Origin of the sequence: Paraburkholderia sp. GAS41, assembly GCF_050436545.1 — a bacterium.
GTDB lineage: Bacteria > Pseudomonadota > Gammaproteobacteria > Burkholderiales > Burkholderiaceae > Paraburkholderia.
Genome location: NZ_JBNDMK010000011.1, coordinates 45,339 through 72,259, shown reverse-complemented (window position 1 = coordinate 72,259; position 26,921 = coordinate 45,339). Strand labels below are relative to the sequence as shown.

Genomic DNA, 26,921 nt, shown 5'->3' with positions numbered 1-26,921 from the left:
CAGCCGACGCGGCCGCAGCCAGACACGCCACGTCGCTTATTTCAGCGCATCGAATGCGCGTGAGCGGATTTCGTCGACACTGCCGAGGCCGGAAATAGCGCGATACTGCGGCGCCTTCAGGCTGCTCGATGCATCGCCGTTCTTCGCCCACGTCGTGTAGTACTCGATCAGCGGCTTGGTTTGTGCCACGTAGACGTCGAGGCGCTTCTTGACGGTTTCTTCCTTGTCGTCGTCGCGCTGGATCAGCGGTTCACCCGTGACGTCGTCGACATTCTCGACCTTCGGCGGATTGAACTTGATGTGATACGTGCGGCCCGATGCGGCGTGGACGCGGCGGCCGCTCATACGCACGATGATCTCGTCGAACGGCACGTCGATTTCCAGCACGTAGTCGATTGCGACGCCGGCCTGCTTCATGGCTTCCGCTTGCGGCAGCGTGCGCGGGAAGCCGTCGAACAGATAACCGTTCTCGCAATCGCAGTCCTGCAGGCGCTCCTTGACGAGGTTGATGATCAACTGGTCGGGAACCAGCTCGCCGGCATCCATGAAACGCTTTGCTTCGACGCCGAGCGGCGAGCCAGCCTTGACGGCCGCACGCAGCATGTCGCCAGTGGAAATTTGGGGAATGCCGAACTTCTCTTTGATGAAGGTCGCCTGAGTGCCCTTGCCCGCTCCGGGAGCACCCAACAGGATCAAACGCATGTGATATCTCCAGATCTATGTGAATTCTTTCGCGGCGCGACGCCTGAAGCTCATTTGCGAGCTTATCTGCGCGTTAGATTCAGGGAGACCGCATCGAACCGACCGCAATACGCCTCACGCGGCACGTCTCAGACGACGGCGCTGCAAGGGGGATAGCGGGACGACCGGGCAAACCCTGACGAACGATCATTGCAGATGGTGCGCACAGTCGTTTGATTATGCCATGGGTTTTTATGCTGACGGACCGAATAACGACCTTACGCGGGCGAGATCGGCGGGCGTGTCGACGCCCGGCAGCGGCGCTTCGTCAGTGACGAGTACTGCAATCCGCTCGCCGTGCCACATGGCGCGCAACTGCTCGAGTGCCTCGACCTGTTCGATCGGCGAGAGCGTGAGACTCGAGTAGGAGCGCAGAAACTTTGCACGGTATGCGTACAGTCCGATATGCCGGTAGACCGTTGCCGGAGCCGGCGGCGCGGGCATCGAGGCGATCTCCGGCCAGTGCGGCTGATAGGCGTCGCGAGCCCAGGGAATCGGCGCGCGGGAGAAATACAGCGCGACGCCGCGGGCGTCGAGGACGACCTTGACGACGTTCGGGTTGAAAATCTCGGCGGGGTCGGTAATCGGATGAGCGGCGGTGGCGATCGCGCAGCCGTGACTCGCGGCGAGGTGCGACGCAACGCCGCACACCAGCGCCGGATCGATCAGCGGCTCGTCGCCCTGCACGTTGACCACGATGGTGTCGTCGCTCCAGCCGAAATGCGCCGCCACTTCCGCGAGGCGGTCGGTACCGGACGGATGATCGGCACGCGTGAGCATGGCTTCGATACCGTGTTCGCGGGCGACGTCGAGCACCGACTGCGCATCCGATGCAATCAGCACGTGCTGCGCGCCGGAGGCAAGCGCGCGTTCGGCGACGCGTACGACCATCGGTTTGCCGCCGATGTCGGCGAGCGGCTTGTTGGGCAGGCGGGTCGAGGCGAGTCGTGCCGGAACGACGGCGATAAAGGGCGGGGTAGCCGCAGCGGTGGCGTGGCTCATCGGACGGGTCGCGGCGTCACACGCCGGAGGCCGGCTGGCCGGCGCCGGGATTCAGCGGCTCGACCGGCGTGCCTTCGACCGTTTGACGGGCTTCGTCCACCAGCATGACGGGGATGCCGTCGCGGATCGGATACGCCAGCTTGTCTGCGTGACAGATGAGCTCCTGCGCCGGACGATCGTAGCTGAGCGGGCCCTTGCAGATCGGGCAGACGAGAATTTCAAGCAGGCGAGCGTCCACGGAGTTTCTCCACAACTAATGCAATGAGGCGATGATCGAGCGCAGCTTCAACTGGAACCACCCAGATGCGCGCATCGTGCCAGGACCCTAATTTTACCGCATCCTTTTCGGTGATCAGGATCGCGTCGGCGTCGACATCGACGAATGGATTGCTGCTGAACGCATAGTGATCCGGCAGCGCGCGGGTGGCGGGCGTCAGGCCGGCCGCGCGCAGCGTCGCGAAAAAGCGCTCCGGCGCGCCGATGCCGGCGGCTGCCAGCACGCGGTCGCCGCCGAACTGGGCGAGTGGGCGGCGCAACGCCGGATTGCCGAGGTGCCAGGCGTCGCCGGGTGTGAGGGCGAGCGCGAAGGTGTTTGGCCAGGGCGGCAGCGTGCGTTCGTAGGGGCTATTGACCAGCGTCGCGTCGCGGCGGCGCGCCAGCGGCTCGCGCAACGGGCCCGCCGGTAGCGGGAAACCGTTGCCGCCGAGCCGATGGTCGAACACCACGATTTCGGCGTCGCGGGCGAGGCGGTAATGCTGCAAACCGTCGTCGCTGACGATCACGTCGACCTCGCGATGCGCGGCGCACAGCGCCTGCGCGGCCGCCACGCGATCCGGGCAAACCCAGACCGGCGCGCCGGTGCGACGGGCGATCAGCAGGGGCTCGTCGCCGCCGTCCTGCGGTGCCGAGGCGGGCGTGATCGCGGTCGGCCGGCGCACGCGCGCACCGTAGCCACGCGATACGACGCCGGGATGAAAGCCGGCGCCGCGTAACGCTTCGACGAGCGCGATTACCGTGGGCGTCTTGCCGGTGCCGCCGACCGTCACATTGCCCACCACCACCACCGGCACGCCGACTCTCACCCGCTTGAGCCAGCCGAGCGCAAAGGCGGCGCGCCGCGCCGCGGCGATGAGAGCGAACACGCCGGCGAACGGCAGCAGCGTCCAGGCAAGCGGGCCGCGCTGCTGCCACTCGCGCGCGAGGCGGGCTTCGATCTGGTATTTGATGTCGCTCATGCGCTCAACGCTCGCGCACGTCGCGACGCCAACAGCTGTTCAGATGACGCGATACAAGGGGTAAGGACCAACGCGTTTCTCCACGCGAAACCAACAGAACAGGGCGGCTGCTTCAACAGCGGAGCAGCAACAGCCGCGCGCAACTCATGATGCCCCTTAAACCCGGCACTCTAGCCTGCCGGTGTCGTCCGGGGCAAGTCGCCAGGGTTGCACCCAGGCGCCCGGCCGGCACGCCTGAGGTCTCTGCAGCCTGTGGATAACTTTGTGGAGAACCCGGCATCGACGAGGCGGGGAGGGCCATTCTGCGCGGGTCTTGTCGGCGTTCATCGGTATTAATGAGATATAAAATCCATATAAATCAATAGCTTGATTCGATGTTATTGGGTTTGGCACTGGCTTTGACAGCACTTCGAAAGATTCTCCTGGCATGTGGACACTTTTGACAATTCCTACGACGTGCTGGACGTGGATGGCCGCTCGGTCTATCGTCTGTCCGGCCTGTCACCCCTATTCCTCGCATGAACTCCGAAAGTCCTTTTTCGTCCTCTGCCACGTCGGGCGGCGACGTCGTCGTGCCGGTGTCGGCACTCAACCGTGCGATCGGCACGATGCTCGAACGTTCCTTTCCGCTCGTCTGGGTGGCGGGCGAAGTGTCGAACTTCACGCGCGCCGCGAGCGGTCACTGGTATTTTTCGATCAAGGACGCGCAGGCGCAGATGCGCTGCGTCATGTTCCGCGGCCGCGCCCAGCACGCCGAGTTCACGCCGCGCGAAGGCGACCGCATCGAAGTGCGCGCGCTCGTCACGATGTACGAGCCGCGCGGCGAGTTGCAGCTCAATGTCGAGGCCGTGCGCCGCACGGGCCAAGGGAGACTTTACGAAGCGTTCCTGAAACTGAAAGCCCAGCTCGAAGCGGAGGGGCTTTTTGCCCCCGAGCGCAAACGGCCGTTGCCGGCTCATCCGCGCTCGATCGGCATCGTCACGTCGCTGCAGGCCGCGGCGTTGCGCGACGTGCTGACCACGCTGCAACGGCGTGCCCCGCATATTCCCGTGATCGTCTATCCGGCGCCGGTGCAGGGCGCGGGCGTGAGCGCGAAACTCGCGGCGATGGTCGAGACGGCTAACGCACGGCGTGAGATCGACGTGCTGATCGTGTGTCGCGGCGGAGGGTCGATCGAAGACCTGTGGGCGTTCAACGAAGAAGTGCTGGCTCGCGCGATTGCGGAAAGCCGGGTGCCGGTGGTGAGCGGTGTCGGTCACGAAACCGATTTCACGATTGCCGATTTCGCCGCCGACGTGCGCGCTCCCACCCCGACCGGCGCAGCCGAACTCGTCAGTCCGCAACGCGTGCTGCTGTTGCGCGATCTCGATCACCGTCATGCGACGCTGGCACGCGGCTTCGGTCGCATGATGGAGCGGCGCGCGCAACAACTCGACTGGCTCGCGCGCCGGCTCGTCTCGCCGGCCGAGCGGCTCGCGCGGCAACACACCCATCTGCAGCAATTGAGCGTGCGTCTCGCCTCTGCGGGCGCGCGTCCGGTGCGCGACGCCCAAGCGCGGTTTGCGCTGCTGCAGATGCGCTGGCAGCGCTGGCGTCCTGATCTCGCCGCCCATCGTGCGGGCTTGCAGACGTTGGCCGAGCGCCTGGACGCTGCCGTGCTGCGCCAGCATGAGCGCCAGAGCGCACGCGTGACGACGCTCGCCGCGCGGCTCGAGGTACTGAGTCCGCAACGCACGCTGGAGCGCGGCTATGCCGCGTTGCTCGACGCCGGCAACGGCCGCGCCGTGCGTGCACCGGCCTCGCTGAAACCCGGACGGCGGTTGACCGTGCATCTTGCCGAAGGCGCTGCGGATATCACGTTGGCCGATGTGCAGGCACGTCTCGCGGACGGTTTTTAGCGCTGATGGCAAGCCGTACATTTGACCGTGACAAGGGCGTTGCGCCAGCACTAATTACGCCCTTTGAGCGGCGCTTTCCAGCATGCCTGACATAAAGTCCGCGGGTTTGCGGGGTTATTCCAACTCGCCTACAATCGAGTGCTCTACAGCGTCGTCCTCAGACTGACCCCCCACAAACAGATAGAAGGAAAGCACCATGGAACATACGCTCCCGCCGCTACCGTTTGCAAAGAACGCCCTTGCTCCGAACATGTCGGAAGAGACGCTCGAGTTTCACTACGGCAAGCACCACCAGACCTATGTGACTAACCTGAACAATCTGATCAAGGGCACGGAGTACGAGAACCTGTCGCTCGAAGAGATCGTCAAGAAGGCATCGGGCGGCTTGTTCAACAATGCGGCTCAAGTGTGGAACCACACGTTCTTCTGGAACAGCCTGTCGCCGCAAGGTGGCGGCGCACCGAAGGGCGCACTCGCCGACGCGATCAACGCGAAGTGGGGCTCCTACGACAAATTCAAGGAAGAGTTCGCCAAGACCGCAGTCGGCACGTTCGGCTCGGGCTGGGCATGGCTCGTGAAGAAGGCAGACGGCTCGCTGGACCTCGTGTCGACCAGCAACGCTGCTACGCCGCTGACCACGGACGCGAAAGCACTGCTGACGATCGACGTGTGGGAACACGCGTACTATATCGACTATCGCAATGCACGTCCGAAGTTCGTCGAAGCCTACTGGAACATCGTGAACTGGGACTTTGCTGAGAAGAATTTCGCGTAAGGTTTCAGGCGGCGCGGTGTGAGCGAACAGCGGTAATGTTCCGTATTCCGCTGCGCCGTTGTCGCGAGGTTTGCGACCGGTAGTAACAACGAAAGCCCTCCATCGCGAGGGCTTTCTGTTTTTCTGGCGCGGCGGACTGGCCTCTCATGTGACGTGGTACGGAATGACTGACGCGTTTATCCGGGACCTCGGCAACAGCGAAAATCATTCGGATACCAAATCAAATGCCGACGCCACGGGGAATCGCCTGCATTCACCGCGCAGCGCCGGTGGCGTCCGCTTATTCCGCGTCCGACGTCGCCGTGGTTTTCTTCGGTCGACGGCTGCGCGTGGCTGACTTGCGCGCCGTCTTACGGGCAGCGGGTTTATCAGCGGCTGCAGGTTGAGCGGGTGCTTCCTGTGGCGCTTCGCTGGCGGGCGCCGCTTCGACCGCCGGTGCGGCTGCTTTCCTGGTTTTCTTGGCTGCAGGCTTGCGGCCGCCACGTCCCGTGCGGCGCTTCTCTGCGGTTTCCTGGATCGGCTGATTGCTGGCCGGCTCGATGTCGACCTCGGCGACCGGTTCCGGGCCGAACGTGAACATCGCCGGTTCGGGCGCCTCCTGCTCCAGGTCCCCAACCTGCTCCTCAACCGGCTCTTCGTACGCGAAGGGCGACCGGCCGCCGTAATTGCGCTGCACATCCGGCTCGTCGGCGAACATCTCCGGCTCATTGGCCAGCGTTGCTGGCGTGTCGTGGCTAGCCACAGCTTCTGCGCGCGCCGGCTCGGCTGGCAGTTCCCGTCCGGTCTTGCGATTGCCGCGACCGCGACGGCGCGCGTCGCTCTTCTGGCCCGCTTCTGCCGCTGCGGCCGGTTCCGCGACTGCGCTATCCTCGGCTTGCTCGGTCACCTCGCTTACGGACTCGCTGACAGTCGTAGCAACCGCCGCAGTACTGCGATACACATACGCGCCCGATTTTTCGTCGCGACCGAATTCGAGCAGCCCGCGCGCTTGCGCCTCCTCGAGCAGATTGCCGAACGCGCGAAAGCCATAATACGTTTCGTTGAAGTCGGGCTTGCGCCGCTTGATGGCGTTTTTCAGCACCGAGGCCCAGATCTTGCCGCTGTCGCCGCGCTCCGATGCAAGCGCATCGAAGGTCTCGACGGCGATTTCCACAGCTTTGGTGCGGCGCGATTCGAGGTCTTCCCTAGGGCGCTTTTCTTCATTTGCTGCGCGTTTGGCGGCGGCCGCCGGCTGCTGCGCCGGACGTGTGGTCTCGCGCTTCACGACGGTCCGCTGACTTTCGCGCACCAGATCGTCGTAGAAAATGAATTCGTCGCAGTTCGCAATCAGGAGGTCTGAGGTAGATTGCTGCACGCCGACGCCAATCACCTGTTTGGCGTTTTCGCGCAGCTTCGAAACCAGTGGCGAAAAGTCGGAATCGCCGCTAATGATGACGAAGGTGTTGACGTGCGATTTGGTATAGCAGAGGTCGAGCGCGTCGACGACGAGGCGGATGTCCGCCGAGTTCTTGCCGGACTGACGCACGTGCGGGATTTCGATCAACTCGAAGTTGGCCTCATGCATCGTGCCTTTGAAGCTCTTGTAGCGTTCCCAGTCGCAGTACGCTTTCTTGACGACGATGCTGCCCTTGAGCAGCAGGCGCTCCAGGACCAGCTTGATGTCGAATTTCTCGAACTTCGCATCGCGTACGCCAAGGGCGACGTTTTCGAAATCGCAGAACAGCGCCATGCTGATGGTTTCGTTGGCTGACGCCATGTGTTTCTCCAATGAGGCCATCCGTCAAACCCGACGGATCGCGACCATGATAGCGACTCCTGCGGTTTTCTTCCTCCAATACATCGTCGTGTATCAAAGTAAACGTGCCCAATTCGCTATTCATTTCTGACTTTTGACCGCTTACAACTACGCCTGTCGCCGCATTGGAAGAATTCGGCGTCATCCATACAAGCAGGACTAAGTACGCTTGCAGACCTCGCCTTGCGCGACAGGTCGGCGGTGCGATTGAACAGCCGGGACAAGCAGGAGACAGGTTCACATGAATCAACCAGAAGCGATCAACCTCGCGGGAGGCGGCGCGGGCATCGAGGTCGAGAGCCGGTCGATCGACTACATTCCCGAGACGGAGCGGCATGCGCGCCTCGGCAGTCAGGGACCGTTCTGGTTCCTTGGCAATTTCCATTTCTTCACGATTTCGATCGGCTTCGTGGGCCCGGGCATGGGGCTGTCGGCCGGTTGGACGACGTTGGCCGGCGCGCTGGGGATCATGTTCGGCACGATCTTCATGGCCTTTCACGGTTCGCAGGGACCGGAGATGGGACTGCCGCAGATGATCCAGTCGCGCGCGCAGTTCGGCTATCGCGGCGTGATTCTCGCCTTGCTCGCCACGCTGTTCGTATTCGTGGGCTTTAACGTCGTCAACGTCTCGCTGATTACCGACGGCCTCAAGCACGTGTTCGGCCTGAATACCACGCTGGCCGCCGTGGTGGCGATCGCCGCCGGCGCGCTGCTGTCGATCTACGGGCACGATCTGATGCACAAGGCATTCAAGTGGGCGCTGATTGCAACCCTGCCGCTCTATGCGCTGGTGACGCTGGCACTGATGTTCGGCGCTGGTCACAGCGTACCGGCTGCAGCGGCAGCAGCGCCGGCGGCGCCGGCGCTGGGCTTCAACTGGATTGCCTTTGCGACGCAGTTTGCCATCGGCGCCAGCTACAACATCTCGTATGCACCGTACGTGTCGGACTATTCCCGTTATCTGCCTAAGCACACCAGTCGCCGCAAGCTGATCACCGCCATCTTTCTCGGCGCGTCGCTCTCCGGCACGTGGATGATCGGCCTCGGCGCATGGCTCGCGCAGCAACTGAAGGCCGAGGACGCACTGGTGGCGCTGAATCAGGTGGGGTCGTCGATGCTGCCGGGTCTCGGCCACGTGATTGTGATGGTGTCGGTAGCGGGCTTCCTGCCGATCATCGCGCTCAACACGTATAGCGCCATGTTGACGCTGCTGACCGGCGTCGATTCGATCCGCAAGGTCAAACCGACGCGCGGCGCGCGGATCCTGTCCATCGTGGCCATCAGCGCGGTCGTGCTGATTTGCGTGCTGGCGATCAAGGGCAACGGCATCGCGCTGCTCAACACGTTCCTCGTGTTGATGCTGTATTTCCTCGTGCCCTGGACGGCGGTCAATCTGGTCGACTACTTCTTCGTGCGCAAAGGTCGTTACGCGATTCCGCATTTCTTTACGCCGAAGGGCATCTACGGGGCGTGGCAGATGCGCGGCATTGGGGCCTATGTCATCGGGTTCGCCGCGATGATTCCGTTCTTCTTCGTGTACGACGCCGAAGCGCAGAAAGAGGTGTTCGTAGGCTACTTTGCGCGGCTGCTGGGCGGGGTGGATATCGCGTGGCTGGTTGGGCTGATCGTCTCGGGTGGCGTGTACTGGCTGCTGAGCCGCTCGCTCGATCTGCGGGCCGAAGAGAAAATCATTCGGAGTATGAAGGAAAGCGACTTCGCGGCGATTGCACAGCGCGTGCAAGGCGAGCGTTAAGCGATGCAAGTGCGCCGTCGTGGTGACGGCGCACGACGCGCTCTCTGCAAACGCGACCGCGTTTGTGGCCGCCAGCTCACATCGTATTGCGATTCGCTGCAACAGTTGCCGCGTCGCGTGTCAGCAGCACATCGTCGATCAGGCCGTACGTCCTTGCGTCGGCCGCCGACATGAAGTTGTCGCGGTCGGTGTCCTTCACGACCTGCTCGATGCTGCGCCCGGTATGTTGCGCCATCATCGCGTTGAGGCGCTCGCGCTGGTACAGAACCTCGCGTGCCTGGATTTCGACATCGGCGGCGGTGCCTTGGCTGCCGCCCGAGGGCTGATGAATCATGATCCGCGCATTCGGTAACGCGTAGCGCTTGCCGTGCTGGCCTGCGGTCAACAAAAACGTCCCCATGCTGGCGGCGAATCCCGTGCAGAGCGTCGACACTTCCGGCTTGATGAACTGCATGGTGTCGTAGATGGCGAGACCGTCGTAGACCGAGCCGCCCGGCGAGTTAATATAAAAAGAAATATCCTTGTCGGGATTCTCGGACTCGAGAAACAGTAACTGCGCAACGATCAGGCTCGCCGACTGCTCGTTCACCGGGCCCACCAGAAACACGATGCGCTCGCGCAGCAGCCGCGAATAGATGTCGTAGGCGCGCTCGCCGCGTCCGGACTGTTCGATGACGGTGGGCACGAGGCCGAGACCGGAAAAGGAAGGGTAAAGGGAATGCATGCGCGCCTCGTTTGCTGTTGGATGAACGGACCACCACCCGCGGCCATCGTTGCGGTCGTTGCGGTCGCAAAGTGTCTGCCCGTATGACGAAGACGCGTGCCCCGGTGTGACAGAGAAATATTTGCGAGAGGCTGTCACGCCGGACGTTGTTCAAACGTCAACGAACAGAGGATGCAGGTTGCGGCGCCTGTCCCGAACACGGCAGGCGCGGCATTCTTCACGTTTCTGGGAGCATCGCGAATGACGGAACAGGGAATCGACAAGGCATCGGCTTTCGAGGCCGCCCGCGCGCGGCTCATTGCGCTCGCGTACCGCATGTTGGGCAGCCGCGCGGAAGCCGAAGACGTGGTGCAGGATGTCTGGCTCAAATGGGATCTCGCCGATACCCGCGAGCTACGTACGCCGGTGGCGTGGCTGACCACCATCACGACGCGGCTCGCAATCGACCGGCTGCGTCATCTGCAACGCGAGCACACTGCGCGCGCCGCGGGCTGGTTGCCGGAGCCCTGGGTCGACGAACTGGTGCCGTCGGCGGAAGAACTGGCGCTGCGCTCGGCGGAAATGTCGTACGGACTGATGCTGCTGCTCGAGCGTTTGAAGCCCGATGAGCGGGCCGCCTTCGTGTTGCACGAGGCCTTCGATTGCGACTATGCGGAGATTGGACGAATTCTCGAACGCTCGCCCGCCGCTTGCCGCCAGATCGTGCATCGCGCGAAAACGCGTTTGCGGCGCGAAGGCGCGCCGTTGCAGCGGACGGATCCGGCGGCGCATGCGCGACTCGTGGAGCGTCTGCGCGCGGCGCTGGAGACACAGGATCGAGCCGGCCTGCTGCGACTCTTCAGCGACGCGCCGGAAGTTGTCAGCGATGCGCCGCTGCGGTTGAACGAACCGGTCGTGGCAGCGGCGGACTGGGTGGACACGGTGACGTCGATGGTGGGCGCGCCGACGCATGCCACCCACGCCATGTTCGCCAGCAGAGTCACGCACGCCGAAGTGCTATCGATCGACGGCGTGCTGGGCATCGCTTTGCTGCAGGAGGGGGAAATCGCCGCGCTGCTCGATATATCGACGAGCGGCGGCCGGATCGTGTCGCTGCGTATCGTCACGCATGGCGCGCATCTGCGGGCCGCACGGCAGCGCTTTGGCTTGTCTGCCGTAGTGCGTCTGCTGCACGCGCTGCGTGGCCGCGACACCAGCATAGGGCGCGAGCCACGCACCTCAGTTGCGATGTGCGGCGACTTCCCAGTTGATATCGACGCATAGCACGTGCATGCCTTGCGGTGTCTGCGCGGCGATCGATGCGGTCACGCACAGGTGCGCTTCGTTGATCGACAGATAGGGCGGCGTCACATGCACCTGACCGGGCGTGCGCATCGCGCCGATGAAATACGGCCGACGCTCCCAACTTGCGCCTTCCGAATGCAGCAGCGGACGAAACCGCTTGGCGCGTTGCGATGCGCGTCCGGGCGGTAGTACGTTGTCGCCGATCTGCCGGCCGGAGCCGTCCAGCACGAAGCAGCGTGCGGTTTCGCCGAGTGCGAGGAGCGGCGCGGTGGCGTGCGCCACCGATTCGCCCGCCACGAGTTGCGCGCTTGCCGTCTCGAGCGCCTTCACATACGGCGCGAGCCGGGTGGCTTGGGCCCGTTCGCGCGCAGCCACGCGCTCGCGCAACGCGGCCGACAGCGCATCCATCAAACCGGCGGCGGCCTGCGGCTTCACCGGATCCACGCTCGGTCCGGCGAAATACGCACCCTGCACGAAGTCCACGTTGCATTCGAGTGCGATCAGCGCGTCGCGCTCGGTCGACAGGCCGCCCATCAACACCAGTTGCCCGGACTCGTGCAGCAGCGAGACGAGCCCAGGCAGCACGCGTTCGATATGCGAATGTTCGCTCGCCTGCGCCAGAATGCAGCGGTCGAGCGTGACGATATCGGGCCGCAGATTCCAGACCCGGTCGATGTTCGAATGTTTGGCGCCGAACCCGTCCAACGCGATCAGGAAGCCCGATTTACGCAGCGCGTCGACGATCTCCGCAAAGCGCGTGGTTTCGCCGCCTGCCTGCTCCGACACCTCCAGCACCACCCGTTGCGGTGGCAGGCCCAACGCCTTCAGCCCGGCCAGCAGCGCGTCACCGTAGCTGGTGTCCATCAGCGCGGCGGGATGCAGGCTCAGAAAAAGCCATTCGTCGTGGCTGTCGAACGCGTTGAAGTTGCCCAGATGCAGCGATTCCGCAAGCCGGCCAAGCTCCAGTAGATCGCCGCGCCGCGCGGCCTGGGTGAATACTTCATGCGACGGCACTTGCAGCACATGTTCGTCACGGGCGCGCAGCGAGGCGTGATAACCGATCGCGCGCCGGTGCGACACCGAAAACACGGGCTGGAACACGCTGAACACCGTGTAGCCGCCGTACAGGACGGTGCGCCGGGAGCCTTCGTCGCCGGCCATTGGGCGCGGGGACTGGAAGCCGGGAGGATCGAGTTCGATCATGCTCATCATGGTCAGTCGAGTGAGGAGTGGCGGCCTGGCGGGCACGCATTACGCGCAAGTTTACAGGATAGACGAGCAAGAACCGTGCGCACGCCGGAAATGCGCTGCGCACGTTGTCAACCGCTCATTGTGCGCCGGGATACGCGCTGCGGCTACGCCGCGCACAGCCTTGGTGCGCCGCGCGCCCTGTTGCGGGTCGGGCGAGCCATTGCGCAGCGGTGCCGGAACGGCTGCTGCGGCGACTTATACCGGCTTCATGTGTCAGGTTTCAGGTCCGTTCGGACGGATCGGTTTTCTTCGCCGTGCTGCGGATGTCCGCGGACAGTTGCGCGAAGATCCACGACGAGCAGGACGTGATGATGCCGACGCACAGGAACGTCGCATGGAAGGCGGGCAGCGAGTTCGCTTCGGTGACCTTGTGGATCAGCCCGGTGAAGGTCGTCAGCAAGGCACCCGCGACGGTGACGCCGAGGCTCATCGAGAGCATTTGCACCAGCGAAAACAGGCTGTTGCCGCTGCTGGCCCCGCCGGTGCCGAGATCCTTCAGGGTGAGCGTGTTCATGGCGGTGAACTGCATCGAATTTACGCCGCCGAAGAACGCGAGCTGCACGAGCCGCAGCCAGAGCGGCTGGCCGGCGCTTGTCAGCGAGAAGCTCGCCATGGCGAGGCCGACCAGCACCGTGTTGGTCACGAGCACGCGGCGATAGCCATATTGCGTGATCAGGCGGGTCGCAAGCCGTTTGGAGCTCATGCCGGCGGCGGCCACCGGCAGCATCATCAGACCGGCTTCGAAGGCGCTGTAGCCGAGGCTCACCTGCAGCAGCAGCGGAATCAGGTACGGCATCGCGCCGCTGCCGATACGCGCGAACAGATTGCCGAGCAGGCCGACGCTGAAGGTGTTGATCCTGAACAGATCGAGCGGGAACAGCGGGTGCGGCTCGCGCACCGCGTGCAGTGCGTAGGCGACGAAGCAGGCCAGACTCAGAATCAGCAGCACCAGCACGGTGGCTTGCTGGATGCCGAGCTCCGTGCGGCCGTCGAGCGCGAACGAGATCGCCACCATGCCCACCACCAGCAGGATATAGCCCTTGATGTCGAACCTCGGCGTGTCGGGGTTGCGGCTGTCCTGCATGAAGATGAAAGTCGCCACGCAGCCGATGATGCCGACCGGCACGTTAATCAGAAAGATCCAGTGCCACGAGGCGATCTTGACGAGCCAGCCGCCGAGCGTCGGGCCGATCAGCGGGCCGATCAGACCGGGAATGGCGACGAACGCGAGAGCCGGCAGATAGCGTTCGGCGGGGAAGGTCCGCAGCACGGCGAGGCGTCCGACCGGCAGCAGCATCGCGCCGCCCACGCCTTGCATCACGCGATACAGCACCAGCTGGGTCAGCGTGTGCGCGTTGGCGCAGAACAGCGAACCGATGGTGAACACGAGGATCGCGCTGAAGAACACCTTGCGCGTGCCGAGCTTGTCCGCGAGCCAGCCGGACACCGGAATCATCACCGCCATCGTCAGCGAGTAGGCGATCACCACCGACTGCATTTGCAGCGGCAGCTCGCCGAGACTCGTCGCCATGGCCGGCAGGGCCGTATTGACGATGGTGGAGTCGAGCGTCTGCATGAAAAAGCCGGTGGCGACGATCCACAGCATCACGGTGAGCGAGCGTGCGGTGGGCTGGACGGTGGTGGGCGGCGGATTGGACATGACTTTCACGGTGCGAGCTTCGCTGCCGCGTCGAAGAATGCCTTCGCCCGCGGGTCGCCGGTATACGCGACGTTGATGCGGATCCACGGGCTGATCTCCGCGTTCGGGCGGAAATAGCTGCCCGGCGCGACGGTGACGCCAAGCGGTATGCCGCATTCGACCAGCCGCGCCGAGTCCTCCACGTGCGGCACGCGCGCCCACACGAACTTGCCGCCGAGTGGCGTTTCGAACACTTCCCAGCCGCTCGCTTCAAGCGCCTGCACGGTCGCGCCGAGGGCCTCGCGCATGCGCCGGCGCAACCGTTCGAGGTACTTACGGTAAGTGCCGCGTTCGAGCATGGCGACGGCTACCGCTTCGGCAAAGCGTGAACCGCCGATGCTCGTCAGCATCTTGATGTCGGCGAGATCCTTGATGGTCGCGTGGTCGGCGACCACCACGCCGATCCGCAACGACGACGACAGCGTCTTCGACAAACCGCCCACATAAATCACGTGTTCGAGCTGGTCGAGGGTCGCGAGGCGATCGGTGACTTCGGTCTGGAAGTCGGCATAGATGTCGTCTTCGATGATCTTGAACTGGTGTTCACGGGCCAGTTGCAGCAGCCGGAACGCAACGGGCGGCGAAACGCTCGTGCCGGTCGGGTTGTGAAACAGCGTGTTGATGAAGAACAGCTTCGGCCGATGCAGACGCAATTGCGCCTGCAGCACTTCGAGATCCGGCCCGTTGCGGGTGCGTGGAATGCCGACCAGCTTTACGCCGTGCAATTTCAGGAGACCGAACAGGTTGTAGTAGCCGGGATCTTCGACAAACATCGTGTCGCCGGCTTTGAGCATGTAGCGCATCAGCAGATCGAGCCCCTGGCTCGCGCCGTTGGTGATCAGGATCTGAGAGGTGTCGGCGCCAATGCCGAGTTGTCCGAGGCGGCTCTGCAGATGCTCGCGCAGGAGCGGGTTGCCGAACGGCGTCGTGTAGTCGACGAGACTGGTCGGATCGATCCGCGACACGTGGCGGATCGCCTGGCCGAGTCCATCCATGTCGCGCCATGCTTCCGGGATGAAGCCGCTGCCGAGCTTGAGCGTTTCACCAGGATGGTTGAACTGCTGCAGGATATGGACCGCTTCTTCTTCGGCCCGGCGCGGGTCCGAGGTGCCTTGGGCGCCGTTGAGACCACGCAGCCGCTCGGCGACGAAAAACCCCGAGCCGTGGCGTGAATCGAGGTAACCGAGCGAGACCAGGCGGTCGTACGCCTCGATCACCGGAAAGCGGCTCACGCCGTAGTCGGCGGAAAACTGGCGGATCGATGGCAGCTTGGCGCCCGGATGGGCGGCGCGCGAGCGGATCCACGCAGTGACGCCGGTGACGATCTGCTCAGTCAACGGGACGCCGTTTTCGCGGTTGAGTTCGATGTCGAGCTTCATGAGGTGTGATGCCTAAAAGCCGGTAAGCGCGCCTGTGAACCATAGCCATGAATCGCAGTGCGAGCAACTGTCAGGTTTTTCAACTGCACAGTTTCGCGCAAACTGTTCGTAACTGTGCATGGGACTTCCATGATCGCACGGCAATAATCAGTCATCCAGAAAAGTCGTTCAAGGAGCAATGCGATGCGTGAAATCCGTACTTTCGAACTCGATCATGGCGAACCCGCAACCGCCTGGCGTATCACGCAGGCGCTGACGTTGCAGGTGATGGCGGGCGAGGTCTGGCTGACCGTGCAGGGCGACCTGCGCGATTACTGGTTGTCCGCGGGCGAAACCTTCGAACTGCATGGCGGCGAGCGGGCGTGGGTGAGTGCAGGGCCGGGCGGTGCCAGGCTCGCACTGGCATTCGCGACCGCCACGCATCCCACACATCCCACGTACGCCGCCCAGGTCCGCCCTGCCGCGAACACTGCGCCGCGTTCGGCCCGCAGCCTGGTGCCGCGTTGGCTGCAGACTATCTGACGCTTATCGGACAGGCAGGGACGGTGGCGTTTCGTAATCCCCAATGTAGCGTGCGCGCGGCCGGATCAGACGACCGTCCGCGCTCTGTTCCATGGCGTGCGCGATCCAGCCCACCACCCGGCCGACCGCGAACAGCGTGAACGCGGCGCCTGCGGGCAGGCCCAATACGCGTTCGATCGCTGCCAGCGCGTAGTCCAGATTCGGTTCCGTGCCGGTGGTGTCACGCACCCCGTTGGCCAGAGCATGGACTTCCGCAATCGGCGAGCGCGCCGGCGCGGCTTGCGTCAGCAAGTCCAGCAAGACGCGCGCACGCGGATCGCCATTGGGATACAACGGATGCCCGAAGCCGGATAGCACCGCGCCGTAGATGCCATGCTCGCCAGGATTGAGACGGGTTGCCAGGAAGCGGTCGAGATCAGGCGCGCGGGCGGCTTCGTCGAGTATCGCGGCGGCGCGAATTGACTCGCCGCCGTGACGCGGGCCCGATAGTGCCGCGAGACCGCCGGCCACGGCACCGAACAGATGCGCGCCGGTCGACGTAATGCAGCGCACGGTGAAGGTCGACGCATTCAGTTCATGGTCCGCGCAGGCGACCAGCGCCGCGCGCAGCACGCCGATCTGCTTCTGGTTGCGGATGCCCCACGCGGCGGCAAGTTGCCGGTGCAGCGGCTCGTTCGACGGCGCCGCCGAGATCAGCGCCGCTGCCAGCAAACGCATCACCGCGCAGGCCGTGTCGAGTTGCGCGTCGCGGCCCTGGGCCCAGACCCGCGGCATTTGGGCGGCGGCGGCCGGCAGCAGCACCAGCGCGCGGTCGAGCGGGGCGCTGTCGCCCCACAGCTTGAGCCATGCGGACCATTGCGCCGCGCCGAGCGGCGCCGGCGCCGCCTCAGCCAGGCGCCGCGGGCTGCATTCCCACAACAGCGCCGCCACTTCCTCGAGCGATGCCGAGCGCGCCAGCTCGACTGCATCGTGGCCACGATAGAGCAGGCGCCCGTCGGCGATCAGCGTGATGGACGACTCGAGCACCGGCACGCCCCAGTCGAGCACCTTCTGCGCCACCTTGCCGGCGCGCTTGCCGTCTGCCTTGCGGCGCGCGAGCCGTCGCACTTCCGCGGCGTCGTAGAGGCGGTGCTTGCCGTACGCATCCGGCGTCGAACGCAGCATGCCGCGGCTCACATAGGCATAGAGCGTCGGCACGGTGATGCCGAGCACGGAGGCGGCTTCGGTTGCGGTGAGTTGGGTCGACATGAATATAAGCGCGCGAGAAAACCGGAGAAATCAATATATATTGATTATCTTAATCAAGATTGATTGAGAGAGGGCGGAATTTTAGACTGGCTTGCCAGGACAACAGCCAGTTTCTCTCCACCTCTACTGCGAATTGCCATGACACCTCATCTCGCGCTCGATCATCTATGGACTGCGGCCGGTTGCGACGCCGCCGCGCTCGACGCCGTTTCGCTGACCGGCGAGGACCCGGGCCTGCCCTCGATCTATCGCGTCGGCACGCTCGCCAGCGCCACGATCGCCGCGTCGGCGCTCGCCGCCGCCGAATGCTTCCGCCTGCGCACGGGACAACGGCAACGCGTCGAGGTGGAGATGCGGCGCGCACTGGTGGCGTTTCGCAGCGAGCGCTATCTGCGGGTGAACGACGGGCCGCCGGCGGCGTTGCGCAATCCCGTGATGGGTTTCTATGCGACACGCGACGGCCGCTGGATTCAGTTGCACACCAATTTCTCGCATCACCTGGCGGGCATCCTGACAGTGCTCGGTTGCCGCAACGATCGCGCAGCGGTAGCCGAGGCGATCCGTGGCTGGGACGGTGCGGTGCTCGATCAGACACTCGCCGACGCGGGCCTGTGCGCCGCGCTGATCCGCTCACCGCGCGAGTGGTCCGCCCACGAGCAGGCGCACGCAATTGCCAATCTGCCGCTCTTCGAAATCATGCGGATCGGCGATGCGCCGCCCGAACCGGCCGGGCGCGGAGGTGCCGACTGGGCGCTGGCCGGGGTCAGGGTACTCGACCTGTCGCGCATCATTGCGGGGCCGGTAGCCGGGCGCGCGCTCGCGCAGCATGGCGCTCAGGTGCTGATGATCAATGGGCCGCATTTGCCGAACATCGAGCCGCTCGTGATCGACAACGGCCGCGGCAAGCGCTCGGCCACGCTCGATCTGCGCGAGGCCGCGGGCCGGGATGCGTTACTCGGTCTGGTGGATGACGCCGATGTGTTCCTGCAAGCCTACCGTCCGGGCGCACTCGCCGCGCGCGGTTTCGCGCCGGAGGCGCTGGCGCAGGTGCGGCCGGGAATCGTCCATGTGTCGATTTCTGCGTATGGACATACCGGGCCGTGGGCACAACGCCGCGGCTTCGACAGCCTCGTGCAGTCCGCGAGCGGCATTGCGTGGACCGAGAGCCGCGCGGCCCACAGCGACGAGCCGAAGCATCTGCCGTGTCAGGCGCTCGATCACGCCACCGGCTATCTCGCGGCGTTCGGCGCGATGGTCGCGCTTGCGCGCCGGGCCACGGAAGGCGGTAGCTGGCATGTGCGTGTATCGCTGGCGCAGACCGGGCGCTGGCTGCAATCGATGGGGCAGATCGAGGATGGCTGGCGCTGGCCCGAGGTCACGTCAGAGGACGTGCAGGACTGCATGGAGAGCGTCGATTCGCCGTTCGGCCGGATTCGTGGGACCTTGCCCGCCGAACGTCTCACCGGGACGCCGGCGTTTTTCGGCCGGCCGCCCGTGCCGATTGGCACCGACTCCGCCGCGTGGATCGACTAGGCGCGGCCTACTTGCGCAACTCCGCGACGAAATCGTAGTAGTCGTTGCGGCAATAGGTGTCGGTCAGTTCGATTGCGCGTTGCTCGGCGGTATAACCGACGCGCGTGATCAGCAGCAGCGCCTCGTTGGGCGCAATGCTCATCTGCTGCGCGATCTCGTCGCTCGCGTTGACGGCGCGAAAATGCTGCAATGCGCGCACGATTCCGAGGCCGCGCTGTTCCAGGTAGCTGTACAGCGAATCGCCGATTGCCTGCGGATCGGGAATCACCGCTGCCGGGAAGGTGGAATTTTCAACCGCCATCACGATGCCGTCGGCAAGACGCAGGCGCCGCAGGCGCGTCACCGCCGCGGCCGGCGACAAACCGAGTTGAATGACTTCATCGCGATTGGCCGGCACGATCTCACGCGAGATCCATTGCGAACTTGGACTGAAGCCGCGCCGCCGCAGCATCTCGCTGAAGCTCGACAGGCGTGAGAGCGGGTCTTCGTAGCGCGGCGTGATAAAGCTGCCCGCGCCCTGGGTACGGCGGATCAAACCCTGTTCGACGAGCAGGGCGATCGCCTTGCGCGCGGTGATCCGCGAAACGCCGAGCGCGTCCGACAGCACGCGTTCGGACGGCAGCGCCTCGCCTGCGTTCCAGCGGTTTTCATGAATCGCGTTGCCAAGCTTGCGAGCGAGTTGCAGATAAAGCGGTGTATCGTTTTCCGGGTCCGGACGCAGGTCGCGCCAGCGGTCTTCCGAGGCAGAGTTCATGTGGCAGACGCAAGAAGGGCAAGCGGCAATTCTATGACATTGGCGCGCGGTGTTATAGCGGGCTTTTGCCTGGGGGGCGATTTGACAATTCGCGAGCGGATAAACTCGTCAGGCGATGCGGGCAGCGGGTGATCGGCGAAGCGTGATTGACTGCTGGCTTTAGGAGTCCACTATCGGCGGCGCAAAATCAGCCACGCACGTTCGGCTACGCACGTTCGGCGCTCGATCCACCCTCAGCAATCCAAGGAGAAACCATGACGACGGCCATCGCCACTGTGAGCTTGCCCGACGGCGAGCGGATTCCGAAGCTCGGCCAGGGCACCTGGGAAATGGGCGAGCAGCCCGCGCGCCGCGCCGGCGAAATCGCGGCGTTGCGTGCGGGCGTCGAGCTAGGCATGACGCTGATCGATACCGCCGAGATGTACGGCGACGGCGCGACCGAAAGTCTGCTCGGCGAGGCGCTCGCGGGACTGCGCGAGCGTGTTTTTCTCGTCAGCAAGGTCTATCCGCACAATGCCAGCCGGCGCGGTGTGCAGGCGGCTTGCGAGCAGAGCCTGAAACGCCTGAAGACCGACCGGCTCGATCTGTATTTATTGCATTGGCGTGGTTCGGTGCCGCTGGCGGAGACGGTCGAAGGCTTCGAGGCGTTGCGCCGCGCCGGCAAAATCCGCCACTGGGGCGTCAGTAATTTCGACACCGACGACATGGAAGAGTTGATCGCGGTGCCGGGCGGCGACGCCTGTGCGACCAACCAGATTCTCTATAACGTCGCGCGGCGCGGTGCCGAGTTCGATCTGTTGCCCTGGCTTGCGGCACGCAATATGCCGACCATGGCCTATAGCCCGGTGGATCACGCGCGCTTGCCTAAGCGCTCGCCGCTCGACGACATCGCCGATGCGCGTGGCGTCTCGGTGTTTCAGGTGGCGCTGGCGTGGGCGCTGGAGCAGCCGGGTGTGTTTGCGATTCCGAAAGCAGGGCGCGTCGAGCATGTGCACGACAATCATCGCGCGCTCGCCTTGCAACTGGGGGCCGACGAACGCGCGGCGATCGATGCTTACTTCCGGCCGCCGCGCAGCAAGCGGCCGCTCGAAATGCTGTGAGTGCGGACCGCGCTCAAGTGCAGGCGTGGTGCAGATGGACCGAGCCGAGTACGGCGACTTCGGCGGGCGTGCGCTTCAACGAATCTTCGCTGACCTGAGTTGCGTCGCCGATGAAATCGTCGACGATCGACGAAACCTGCACGTTACGCAAACACAAGGACACGCGTTGGGTTTCATTGGGCGGTAGCGAGGCGCGCTGACCAAGGAACAGCACGCCGTATTGATAGCCACGGATGATGCCGCGCACTGCACCGACGCATTGACCCTCGGCCACGTTGTCGGTCTTCTGCCTGCAGACCTGCATGAGCGACCAGGCTGAGAAGGATGGATCGACGGGAGGGGCGGCTTGTTGCTGCGCTGCCTGTTGTGCCTGTTGCGTTTGCTGCGCCTGTTGTGCCTGTTGGTCAGGCGTCTGCGCGTGGGCCAACGTGGCGAAGCCGAGTGTTGCTGCCATCAGCAGCCCAGCGGCTGCTCGCGCTGCGGTGTGGGGGACGTTTGGTTGCATGTTGGGGTGCCCTCATATCGAACGTTGAATCTGGTATGAGGGCGTGGCCGTTGTTTGGTTCCAGCGGCTTTCGGACCCCATCCGGCTGGCGTCGCTCCGGATGCACTTGCTGAGTATGTCGTCACCTTCCGTCCCGGCCGCGGCGGTGACGCTCGACCGGGGGATCGAGACGCCACCGCCCGCACTTGCCGGGAGAGGCTGCCGCGACGGAGCACGGCGTGGGGGACCGGGAACGGCTCGGGGGCGCCGTTCCCAGGGATCTAATGTCCGTTCCCGCCACCACCGTTGCCACCGCCATTGCCGCTCCCACCCTTGCCTCCATGACCGCCGCTGCCGAAGCCTCCGCCAAAGCCGCCAGGACCGCCACCGAAGCCACCGCCAAAACCCCCTGCAGGGCCGCTGCCACAACCGCAACCGCTGCCCATGCCACCGCCAAACCCGCCGCCGAAGCCTCCACCGGGGTTGCCGCCGTGACCGGGGCCGCCGCCGGAAGGACCACCACCCGAAGGACCACCGCCGGAAGGACCACCGCCGGAAGGACCACCACCGGAAGGACCGCCACCGGAAGGACCGCCACCGGAAGGACCGCCACCGGAAGGACCGCCACCGGAAGGACCGCCACCGGAAGGACCACCGCCGGAAGGACCGCCACCGGAAGGACCACTACCGGAAGGACCGCCACCGGAAGGACCACTACCGCCACCCTTACTGCTGCCACTTGGGCCGTCGCCAGCGCTGGCTCCAGCACCGCTCGGCCCTGCGCCGGTATTGGGCCCCGAGCTACCCGCGCCGGCATTCGCCCCCGCACTTGCGGCGCCCGAACTTGCACCGCCGCGTGACGGCTGTTTGCAGCTTCCCGACTGGGTGCCACGACACTCCTGAACCGAGAAGATCGTTGCGACATCATCGGCCATGGTGGCTGCATAGGCCGCTTCGCCCGTCGCGGACGGATCGTCCTGTGCGAGTTGAGTCGTAGCGGCTCCACCGCTGGCAGGCAACGGAGCGCCCGCTGCAACTGCCTGCTGCACGCCGTTCGCGGACGAGTCCGCGAACGCCGCGTGCGATGCAAGTAACCCCGTGCCAGCGACCAATACAGCAACTCCTCTGGCAATCCCGTAGCAGTACTGATTGAGTCTTGTGGTCTTCATTACTTCTCTCCCGAGGAGCCGCCAGCTCCTCGCTCGCTGCCGTCTCTCAAGCTGTGTCGTCTGCGAATAGCCTGTCGTGTTGCGGGCCTCTTCGCTCCCCGAGTTCGCTTTGCGCGCCGCGTGCCGCTGCATAACACACGCGATGTGCGCGGAACGCTGTCAGCGTTCTGCCGATCGTTAGCGGCTCCGGCTCGTGTGAGTGATTCCCCCTCCCTCGCGCGGTCTGGCAGACGCCGGTTGCCCGTTCGTTTGCCACGCGCGATGTCGACCGTGCGCGGCGTGCCGCTGCGCTGATCCATCTGGATGGAGCTCAGCGCGACGATTCGCGCACGCGGCTTGATCGTTCATCGCGGGCCGGATACCGCCCGTTCTATAGCGATATCCATGCCATTGCCCGCAGAGGCCCGTCAGTCGTGGACTCTATGTGATGGGTGTGGCGCGGGGTGGGGCGAATTGACGGAAAACGTTTCGGACGTGAAACGCGCCCGGATCGATTGTTAAATCGGCGGCCGAAAATGGCTGTGCTGCTGACGCCGCACGCGAGCACGGATGCGTCGCGTGACACCACACTACTGCCGCGCTACGTGTCGCGCGCTACGCTTTGCAGGGCGCGCAGCTCCTGAATGGGGATGTGGCAGCGGATCCGGTGTCCATCGCCGGCATCGATGAAGGCCGGGTCCTGCTGTTCGCAAACCGGACCGAGCTTGCGCGGGCAGCGCGTTTGAAACACACAGCCCGACGGCGGTGCGGCCGCGCTCGGGAGTTCGCCGGACAGGCGGATGCGTTCGCCGTGCGGGCCGGCATTGAGCGCGGGTGCCGAAGACAACAATGCTTCGGTGTACGGATGATGGGGTCCATCGAAGACGGCTGCGGCCGGTCCGATTTCGAGCAGGCGTCCCAGGTAGAGGACGGCAATGCGATCGGACAGATAGCGCACCACGTGCAGATCGTGCGAGATGAACACGTAGCTCGTGCCGCGCTCGCGTTGCAGATCGGCGAGCAGGTTGAGGATCGACGCCTGCACGGAGACATCGAGTGCGGACGTCGGCTCGTCGCAGACCACCACGCGCGGTTCGCCCGCGAACGCGCGCGCAATCGCGACGCGCTGCTTGAGGCCGCCTGACAATTGCCGCGTGCGTACGCCGAGATAACGATCCGGCAGACGCACTGCCGCAGTGAGCGCGGCAAGCCGTTTGTCCTGAGCGGCGCCGCGCAACGCGGTGAGCCGCGACAGCGCACGGCCGATCAGACGCTTCACCGAGTGCGAGCGGTTGAGCGCCGAATCAGGGTTCTGGAACACGATCTGCAGCGACTTGACCTGCTCGTCGTTGCGCCGCGTGACGCGTGCCGGCAAAGGCATGCCGTCGAGTTCGAGGACGCTGCCGGCGTCGGGCGCGAGCAGGCCGAGCATCAGCTTGGCAAGCGTCGTCTTGCCGCTGCCCGATTCGCCGACGAGTCCCAGCGTCTCGCCGGTCGCGAGATCGAGCGAGACGTCGTCGACGGCCTTCAGCGCGACGCCGCCAACGTGAAACGTCTTCGAGACCCGCTCGGCGCGCAGTACGAGTTCGCCGTTAGCCACGCTCTGCACTTGCGCTGCGTCCTCGTCATGGGCGCGTGGGCTGGGAGCGTCGGCATTCGCGCGGGGCAATTGCAGCGCGCGTTCGTGATAGTGACAGCGCGACATCTGATCGCCATGAGCAGCCGCGACCCGATGCGGCGGCGGCGCCTCACGGCGGCAGCGATCGTCGGCCAGCCGGCAGCGGTCTGCATAGATGCAGCCTTGTGTGACCGAGCCGGGCGCAGGCAATTGACCCGCAATCGTGTCGAGCCGCTCAAGGGTCTTGCTGCGGCCCGAGCTCGGCAGGCAGCGCAGCAGCCCGACGGTGTACGGATGACGCGGCCGCGCAAACACATCTTGCGTGGCGCCTTCTTCGACCAGCTTGCCGGCATACAGCACGCCGACGCGCTCGCACATGCGTCCGATCACCGCGAGGTTATGGCTGATGAACAGCACCGCGGTGCCAAGCTCCTTGCGCAGTTGCGCGACGAGGTCCAGTACTTCGGCTTCGACGGTGGCGTCGAGCCCGGTGGTGGGCTCGTCGAGAATCAGCAGGGCGGGGTTGGAAGCGAGCGCCATGGCGATCACCACACGTTGCTGCATGCCGCCCGACAATTGATGGGGATAACTATCCATCACCCGTTCAGGCGACGCGATGCGCACGCGCCTGAGCATTTCCAGCGTGCGGGTGAGCGCGTCGCTGCGATTCGCGCCCGCTGCCTCGAAGGCTTCGGCAACCTGGCGCGCAATCGTCATCGACGGATTCAGTGCGCGCCCAGGGTCCTGGTAGACCATCGAGATCGAGGTGGCGCGCAGGGTGCGCAGCGCGTCGGCGTCGAGCGCGTGCAGGTCCTGTCCGGCGATCAGGAGCTTGCCCGCCTTGACCTTGCCGTTGCGCGGCAGATACCGCAGCGTCGCCATTGCCATGGTCGACTTGCCGCAACCGGATTCACCCACGAGTCCGTACGCTTCGCCTCGTCGCACGCGAAATGAAATGTCGTGCAGGACTTCGCGGTCGCGTCCGCGAATCCGGTACGTGACCGTGAGGCCAATCACCGTCAGCGCGTCGGTGCGGTCGCTCTTCGAAACGTCGAAGGCGGGAAACGAGGCGGTTGGCGGGCCGTTCATCGGTCGAGGACGCCCTGGACGCTATCGGCAATCAGGTTCACGCCAACTACCAACGAGGCGATCGCCACCGCGTCGAAGACGACGGTCCACCACGCGCCGCCGGCCATCAGCGTGTACGACTCGGACAACGCGAGACCCCAGTCGGCGGACGGCGGCTGGATGCCGAAGCCGAGAAACGAGAGCGTCGCTACCGCGAAAATCGCATAACCGAGGCGCACGGTGGCCTCGACGATGATGGGCGGCAGGACGTTCGGCAGGATCTCCACGAACATGATGTACGGCGCACGTTCGCCGCGCAGTTGAGCCGCGGCGACGTAGTCGAGATGGCGTTCGGCGAACACCGCGGCGCGCACGGTGCGCGCTGTGATCGGCGTGAAGGTGATGCCGATCACGAGGATCACCGTGAAGTTCGACGCGCCCACCGCGGCCAGCGCGAGCAGCGCGACGATCACGAGCGGCAGCGCCAGCACCGCGTCGATCGCACGTCCGACCACGTTGTCGACCCAGCCTTCGAAATAACCGACGACAAGGCCGAGCGCGGTGCCCGCCAGGGTGCCGAGCAAGGTGGCGAGCGGCGCAATGGTAAGGATGTCGCGCGCGCCGACGATGACGCGCGCGAACACATCGCGGCCGAGCTGATCGGTGCCGAACCAGTGTGTGTGATCGGGCGGCATCAGCGAATTGAGCGGGTCGGAGGCATACGCGTCGAGCGGCGCGATCCAGCGTCCGGCGATCGCGCAGACGACCCACCAGAGCACGATCACCACGCCAACCACGAAAGTCGGCGAGCGCAGCAGCACGCGTAACTGATCGAAGCGCGGCTCGCGCGTTTGCGGCGTGGCAGGAACGATCGTGCTCACTCGCCGCTCCTTACGCGCAGGCGTGGATTGAGCAACACCTGCAAGGCGTCGGCAACCAGATTGGCGACCGTATAGACCACGCCGATCGTCAGCACGCCGGCTTCGAGCATGGGAAAGTCCTTGGCCTTGGCGGCGTTGTAGATCAGCGAGCCGATGCCCTGATAGTGAAACAGCGTCTCCACCACGACGAGGCCGCCGATCATATAGCCGAGCTGCGTCGCGGCGACCGTGATGGTGGGCAGCAGCGCATTGCGCAACACGTGCCGCCAGATCACGACGTGCTGCGGCAAGCCCTTGAGAATGGCGGTGCGGGTGTAATCGGCGTCGAGCGCCTCGACGGTGCCGGCCCGCGCCATGCGCGCGATATAGCCGAAGAACACCAGCACGAGCGGCAGTACCGGCAGGATCAGATGCTGCAGTTGTTCAAGCATGCCGGCGCCCGGCGGGTAGGTAGCTTCGATCGGCAGCCAGCGCAGCCACACGCCGAAGATCAGGATCAGCGCGATCGACGAGACGAATTCCGGCACGACGGTGGCCGACAAACCGGCGATGCTGATGGTGCGGTCGAGCCAGCGTCCCGCGTGCATCGCGGCCCACACGCCGCCCGCAATCCCCAGCGGCACGACGACGATGAACGCGAGCAGGCCGAGCCTCGCGGAATGGGCGAGCGCATCGCCGATGAATGGTCCGACCGGCTCGCGATACGCGTAGGACAGCCCCATATCGCCGCGCACGAAATGCGTGATCCACTCGACGTATTGCGTCAGAAGCGGCCGGTCCGCGCCGAGCTGATGATTGAGTGCGGCCACCGCGCGCGCATCGGCGAGCGGCCCGAGAATCGAGCGGCCGATGTCGCCAGGCAGCAACTGGCCGCCCGCGAACACGATCACCGACAACAGCCACAGCGTGATCAACGAAAGCGTCAGACGGGTCGCGAGAAAACGCGCGACCCTTCCCGCGTTGCCGGAAGCGACGTGAGAGGGGGCGGGCGTGAGCGCGGTCGACATGATGGCGAAGTGGCTTCTGTTC

Annotated in this window: 23 protein-coding genes; 7 read left to right on the top strand and 16 right to left on the bottom strand. The window is 64.9% G+C overall.

The annotated features are described in order from the left end of the window. Positions 1 to 36: 36 nt before the first annotated feature. From adk to lpxK, 4 genes are all read right to left on the bottom strand, one after another. Positions 37 to 702, bottom strand: a complete 666-nt coding sequence (gene adk / locus P3T43_RS16940) for an adenylate kinase (protein WP_429282189.1) — start codon at positions 700 to 702, stop codon at positions 37 to 39. A gap of 231 nt (positions 703 to 933) precedes the next feature. Beyond that, the gene (gene kdsB, locus P3T43_RS16935; protein WP_429282188.1) at positions 934 to 1,743 is read right to left on the bottom strand and encodes a 3-deoxy-manno-octulosonate cytidylyltransferase; all 810 of its coding nucleotides are present in this window, start codon (positions 1,741 to 1,743) and stop codon (positions 934 to 936) included. A gap of 16 nt (positions 1,744 to 1,759) precedes the next feature. After that, positions 1,760 to 1,981: a Trm112 family protein gene (locus P3T43_RS16930; RefSeq protein ID WP_429282187.1), complete on the bottom strand. Its 222-nt coding sequence runs from the start codon at positions 1,979 to 1,981 to the stop codon at positions 1,760 to 1,762. After that, entirely contained in the window at positions 1,962 to 2,978 is a 1,017-nt protein-coding gene (lpxK, locus tag P3T43_RS16925; protein WP_429282186.1) for a tetraacyldisaccharide 4'-kinase, read from the bottom strand. Before lpxK ends, P3T43_RS16930 begins: the two co-directional genes overlap by 20 nt. Positions 2,979 to 3,496: 518 nt before the next feature. On the opposite strand from lpxK, the gene xseA reads away from it, so the two are divergent. Together xseA and sodB are read left to right on the top strand one after the other, a co-directional pair. Further along, positions 3,497 to 4,876, top strand: a complete 1,380-nt coding sequence (gene xseA / locus P3T43_RS16920) for an exodeoxyribonuclease VII large subunit (protein ID WP_429282185.1) — start codon at positions 3,497 to 3,499, stop codon at positions 4,874 to 4,876. A gap of 196 nt (positions 4,877 to 5,072) precedes the next feature. Continuing rightward, positions 5,073 to 5,651: a superoxide dismutase [Fe] gene (gene sodB, locus P3T43_RS16915; protein ID WP_429282184.1), complete on the top strand. Its 579-nt coding sequence runs from the start codon at positions 5,073 to 5,075 to the stop codon at positions 5,649 to 5,651. Between the two features lie 280 nt (positions 5,652 to 5,931). Here the strand turns inward: sodB and P3T43_RS16910 are convergent, their stop codons facing one another. Further along, positions 5,932 to 7,407, bottom strand: a complete 1,476-nt coding sequence (locus P3T43_RS16910; protein ID WP_429282183.1) for an NYN domain-containing protein — start codon at positions 7,405 to 7,407, stop codon at positions 5,932 to 5,934. Between the two features lie 280 nt (positions 7,408 to 7,687). Between P3T43_RS16910 and P3T43_RS16905 the strand changes: the two genes are divergently transcribed. Next, positions 7,688 to 9,199 (top strand): purine-cytosine permease family protein, encoded by a 1,512-nt coding sequence (locus P3T43_RS16905; protein WP_429282182.1) that lies wholly within the window; start codon positions 7,688 to 7,690, stop codon positions 9,197 to 9,199. Between the two features lie 76 nt (positions 9,200 to 9,275). On the opposite strand, the gene clpP is transcribed toward P3T43_RS16905, so the two are convergent. Next, a complete protein-coding gene (clpP, locus tag P3T43_RS16900) occupies positions 9,276 to 9,923 on the bottom strand; it encodes an ATP-dependent Clp endopeptidase proteolytic subunit ClpP (protein ID WP_429282181.1) in 648 nt (215 codons plus the stop codon). Between the two features lie 240 nt (positions 9,924 to 10,163). On the opposite strand from clpP, the gene P3T43_RS16895 reads away from it, so the two are divergent. After that, a complete protein-coding gene (locus tag P3T43_RS16895; RefSeq protein ID WP_429282180.1) occupies positions 10,164 to 11,186 on the top strand; it encodes a sigma-70 family RNA polymerase sigma factor in 1,023 nt (340 codons plus the stop codon). Here P3T43_RS16895 and P3T43_RS16890 read toward each other — a convergent pair. The 3 genes from P3T43_RS16890 to P3T43_RS16880 form a co-directional block, all read right to left on the bottom strand. Next, on the bottom strand, positions 11,142 to 12,416 hold the full coding sequence (locus P3T43_RS16890) for an EAL domain-containing protein (RefSeq protein WP_429282318.1): 1,275 nt from the start codon (positions 12,414 to 12,416) through the stop codon (positions 11,142 to 11,144). The genes P3T43_RS16895 and P3T43_RS16890 overlap by 45 nt on opposite strands. A 262-nt stretch (positions 12,417 to 12,678) precedes the next feature. Continuing rightward, complete coding sequence (gene mdtD / locus P3T43_RS16885; RefSeq protein ID WP_429282179.1) at positions 12,679 to 14,118, bottom strand: multidrug transporter subunit MdtD; 1,440 nt, start codon at positions 14,116 to 14,118, stop codon at positions 12,679 to 12,681. A 5-nt stretch (positions 14,119 to 14,123) separates the two neighbouring features. After that, positions 14,124 to 15,536, bottom strand: coding sequence for a PLP-dependent aminotransferase family protein (locus P3T43_RS16880; RefSeq protein ID WP_429282178.1), 1,413 nt, complete (start codon positions 15,534 to 15,536; stop codon positions 14,124 to 14,126). Positions 15,537 to 15,719: 183 nt separating this feature from the next. On the opposite strand from P3T43_RS16880, the gene P3T43_RS16875 reads away from it, so the two are divergent. Further along, a complete protein-coding gene (locus P3T43_RS16875) occupies positions 15,720 to 16,058 on the top strand; it encodes a DUF2917 domain-containing protein (RefSeq protein ID WP_429282177.1) in 339 nt (112 codons plus the stop codon). 3 nt (positions 16,059 to 16,061) lie between these two features. Here the strand turns inward: P3T43_RS16875 and P3T43_RS16870 are convergent, their stop codons facing one another. Continuing rightward, positions 16,062 to 17,306 (bottom strand): citrate/2-methylcitrate synthase, encoded by a 1,245-nt coding sequence (locus P3T43_RS16870; protein WP_429282176.1) that lies wholly within the window; start codon positions 17,304 to 17,306, stop codon positions 16,062 to 16,064. 138 nt (positions 17,307 to 17,444) lie between these two features. On the opposite strand from P3T43_RS16870, the gene P3T43_RS16865 reads away from it, so the two are divergent. Next, positions 17,445 to 18,839 (top strand): CoA transferase, encoded by a 1,395-nt coding sequence (locus tag P3T43_RS16865; protein ID WP_429282175.1) that lies wholly within the window; start codon positions 17,445 to 17,447, stop codon positions 18,837 to 18,839. 7 nt (positions 18,840 to 18,846) lie between these two features. On the opposite strand, the gene P3T43_RS16860 is transcribed toward P3T43_RS16865, so the two are convergent. Then, a complete protein-coding gene (locus tag P3T43_RS16860; protein WP_429267882.1) occupies positions 18,847 to 19,593 on the bottom strand; it encodes a GntR family transcriptional regulator in 747 nt (248 codons plus the stop codon). A gap of 254 nt (positions 19,594 to 19,847) precedes the next feature. Here P3T43_RS16860 and P3T43_RS16855 point away from each other — a divergent pair, with 254 nt between their 5' ends. Continuing rightward, positions 19,848 to 20,693: an aldo/keto reductase gene (locus tag P3T43_RS16855; protein ID WP_429282174.1), complete on the top strand. Its 846-nt coding sequence runs from the start codon at positions 19,848 to 19,850 to the stop codon at positions 20,691 to 20,693. 13 nt (positions 20,694 to 20,706) lie between these two features. On the opposite strand, the gene P3T43_RS16850 is transcribed toward P3T43_RS16855, so the two are convergent. The 5 genes from P3T43_RS16850 to P3T43_RS16830 all read right to left on the bottom strand — a co-directional run bounded on the left by P3T43_RS16850 (position 20,707) and on the right by P3T43_RS16830 (position 26,899). After that, complete coding sequence (locus P3T43_RS16850; RefSeq protein ID WP_429282173.1) at positions 20,707 to 21,198, bottom strand: hypothetical protein; 492 nt, start codon at positions 21,196 to 21,198, stop codon at positions 20,707 to 20,709. Positions 21,199 to 21,458: 260 nt separating this feature from the next. Continuing rightward, the gene (locus P3T43_RS16845) at positions 21,459 to 22,346 is read right to left on the bottom strand and encodes a hypothetical protein (RefSeq protein WP_429282172.1); all 888 of its coding nucleotides are present in this window, start codon (positions 22,344 to 22,346) and stop codon (positions 21,459 to 21,461) included. A gap of 580 nt (positions 22,347 to 22,926) precedes the next feature. Beyond that, the gene (locus P3T43_RS16840) at positions 22,927 to 25,032 is read right to left on the bottom strand and encodes an ABC transporter ATP-binding protein (RefSeq protein ID WP_429282171.1); all 2,106 of its coding nucleotides are present in this window, start codon (positions 25,030 to 25,032) and stop codon (positions 22,927 to 22,929) included. Further along, complete coding sequence (locus P3T43_RS16835) at positions 25,029 to 25,892, bottom strand: ABC transporter permease (protein ID WP_429282170.1); 864 nt, start codon at positions 25,890 to 25,892, stop codon at positions 25,029 to 25,031. Before P3T43_RS16835 ends, P3T43_RS16840 begins: the two co-directional genes overlap by 4 nt. Continuing rightward, positions 25,889 to 26,899 (bottom strand): ABC transporter permease, encoded by a 1,011-nt coding sequence (locus P3T43_RS16830; RefSeq protein ID WP_429282169.1) that lies wholly within the window; start codon positions 26,897 to 26,899, stop codon positions 25,889 to 25,891. The genes P3T43_RS16835 and P3T43_RS16830 overlap by 4 nt, the downstream gene beginning before the upstream one ends. Between the last annotated feature and the right edge of the window lie 22 nt (positions 26,900 to 26,921).

Bases quoted from the DNA above. Each gene is read 5' to 3' on its own strand.
- adk (WP_429282189.1), bottom strand. From the start codon at position 702: ATGCGTTTGATCCTGTTGGGTGCTCCCGGAGCGGGCAAGGGCACTCAG.
- kdsB (WP_429282188.1), bottom strand. From the start codon at position 1,743: ATGAGCCACGCCACCGCTGCGGCTACCCCGCCCTTTATCGCCGTCGTT.
- lpxK (WP_429282186.1), bottom strand. From the start codon at position 2,978: ATGAGCGACATCAAATACCAGATCGAAGCCCGCCTCGCGCGCGAGTGG.
- xseA (WP_429282185.1), top strand. From the start codon at position 3,497: ATGAACTCCGAAAGTCCTTTTTCGTCCTCTGCCACGTCGGGCGGCGAC.
- sodB (WP_429282184.1), top strand. From the start codon at position 5,073: ATGGAACATACGCTCCCGCCGCTACCGTTTGCAAAGAACGCCCTTGCT.
- P3T43_RS16910 (WP_429282183.1), bottom strand. From the start codon at position 7,407: ATGGCGTCAGCCAACGAAACCATCAGCATGGCGCTGTTCTGCGATTTC.
- P3T43_RS16905 (WP_429282182.1), top strand. From the start codon at position 7,688: ATGAATCAACCAGAAGCGATCAACCTCGCGGGAGGCGGCGCGGGCATC.
- clpP (WP_429282181.1), bottom strand. From the start codon at position 9,923: ATGCATTCCCTTTACCCTTCCTTTTCCGGTCTCGGCCTCGTGCCCACC.
- P3T43_RS16895 (WP_429282180.1), top strand. From the start codon at position 10,164: ATGACGGAACAGGGAATCGACAAGGCATCGGCTTTCGAGGCCGCCCGC.
- P3T43_RS16890 (WP_429282318.1), bottom strand. From the start codon at position 12,416: ATGAGCATGATCGAACTCGATCCTCCCGGCTTCCAGTCCCCGCGCCCA.
- mdtD (WP_429282179.1), bottom strand. From the start codon at position 14,118: ATGTCCAATCCGCCGCCCACCACCGTCCAGCCCACCGCACGCTCGCTC.
- P3T43_RS16880 (WP_429282178.1), bottom strand. From the start codon at position 15,536: ATGAAGCTCGACATCGAACTCAACCGCGAAAACGGCGTCCCGTTGACT.
- P3T43_RS16875 (WP_429282177.1), top strand. From the start codon at position 15,720: ATGCGTGAAATCCGTACTTTCGAACTCGATCATGGCGAACCCGCAACC.
- P3T43_RS16870 (WP_429282176.1), bottom strand. From the start codon at position 17,306: ATGTCGACCCAACTCACCGCAACCGAAGCCGCCTCCGTGCTCGGCATC.
- P3T43_RS16865 (WP_429282175.1), top strand. From the start codon at position 17,445: ATGACACCTCATCTCGCGCTCGATCATCTATGGACTGCGGCCGGTTGC.
- P3T43_RS16860 (WP_429267882.1), bottom strand. From the start codon at position 19,593: ATGAACTCTGCCTCGGAAGACCGCTGGCGCGACCTGCGTCCGGACCCG.
- P3T43_RS16855 (WP_429282174.1), top strand. From the start codon at position 19,848: ATGACGACGGCCATCGCCACTGTGAGCTTGCCCGACGGCGAGCGGATT.
- P3T43_RS16850 (WP_429282173.1), bottom strand. From the start codon at position 21,198: ATGCAACCAAACGTCCCCCACACCGCAGCGCGAGCAGCCGCTGGGCTG.
- P3T43_RS16845 (WP_429282172.1), bottom strand. From the start codon at position 22,346: ATGAAGACCACAAGACTCAATCAGTACTGCTACGGGATTGCCAGAGGA.
- P3T43_RS16840 (WP_429282171.1), bottom strand. From the start codon at position 25,032: ATGAACGGCCCGCCAACCGCCTCGTTTCCCGCCTTCGACGTTTCGAAG.
- P3T43_RS16830 (WP_429282169.1), bottom strand. From the start codon at position 26,899: ATGTCGACCGCGCTCACGCCCGCCCCCTCTCACGTCGCTTCCGGCAAC.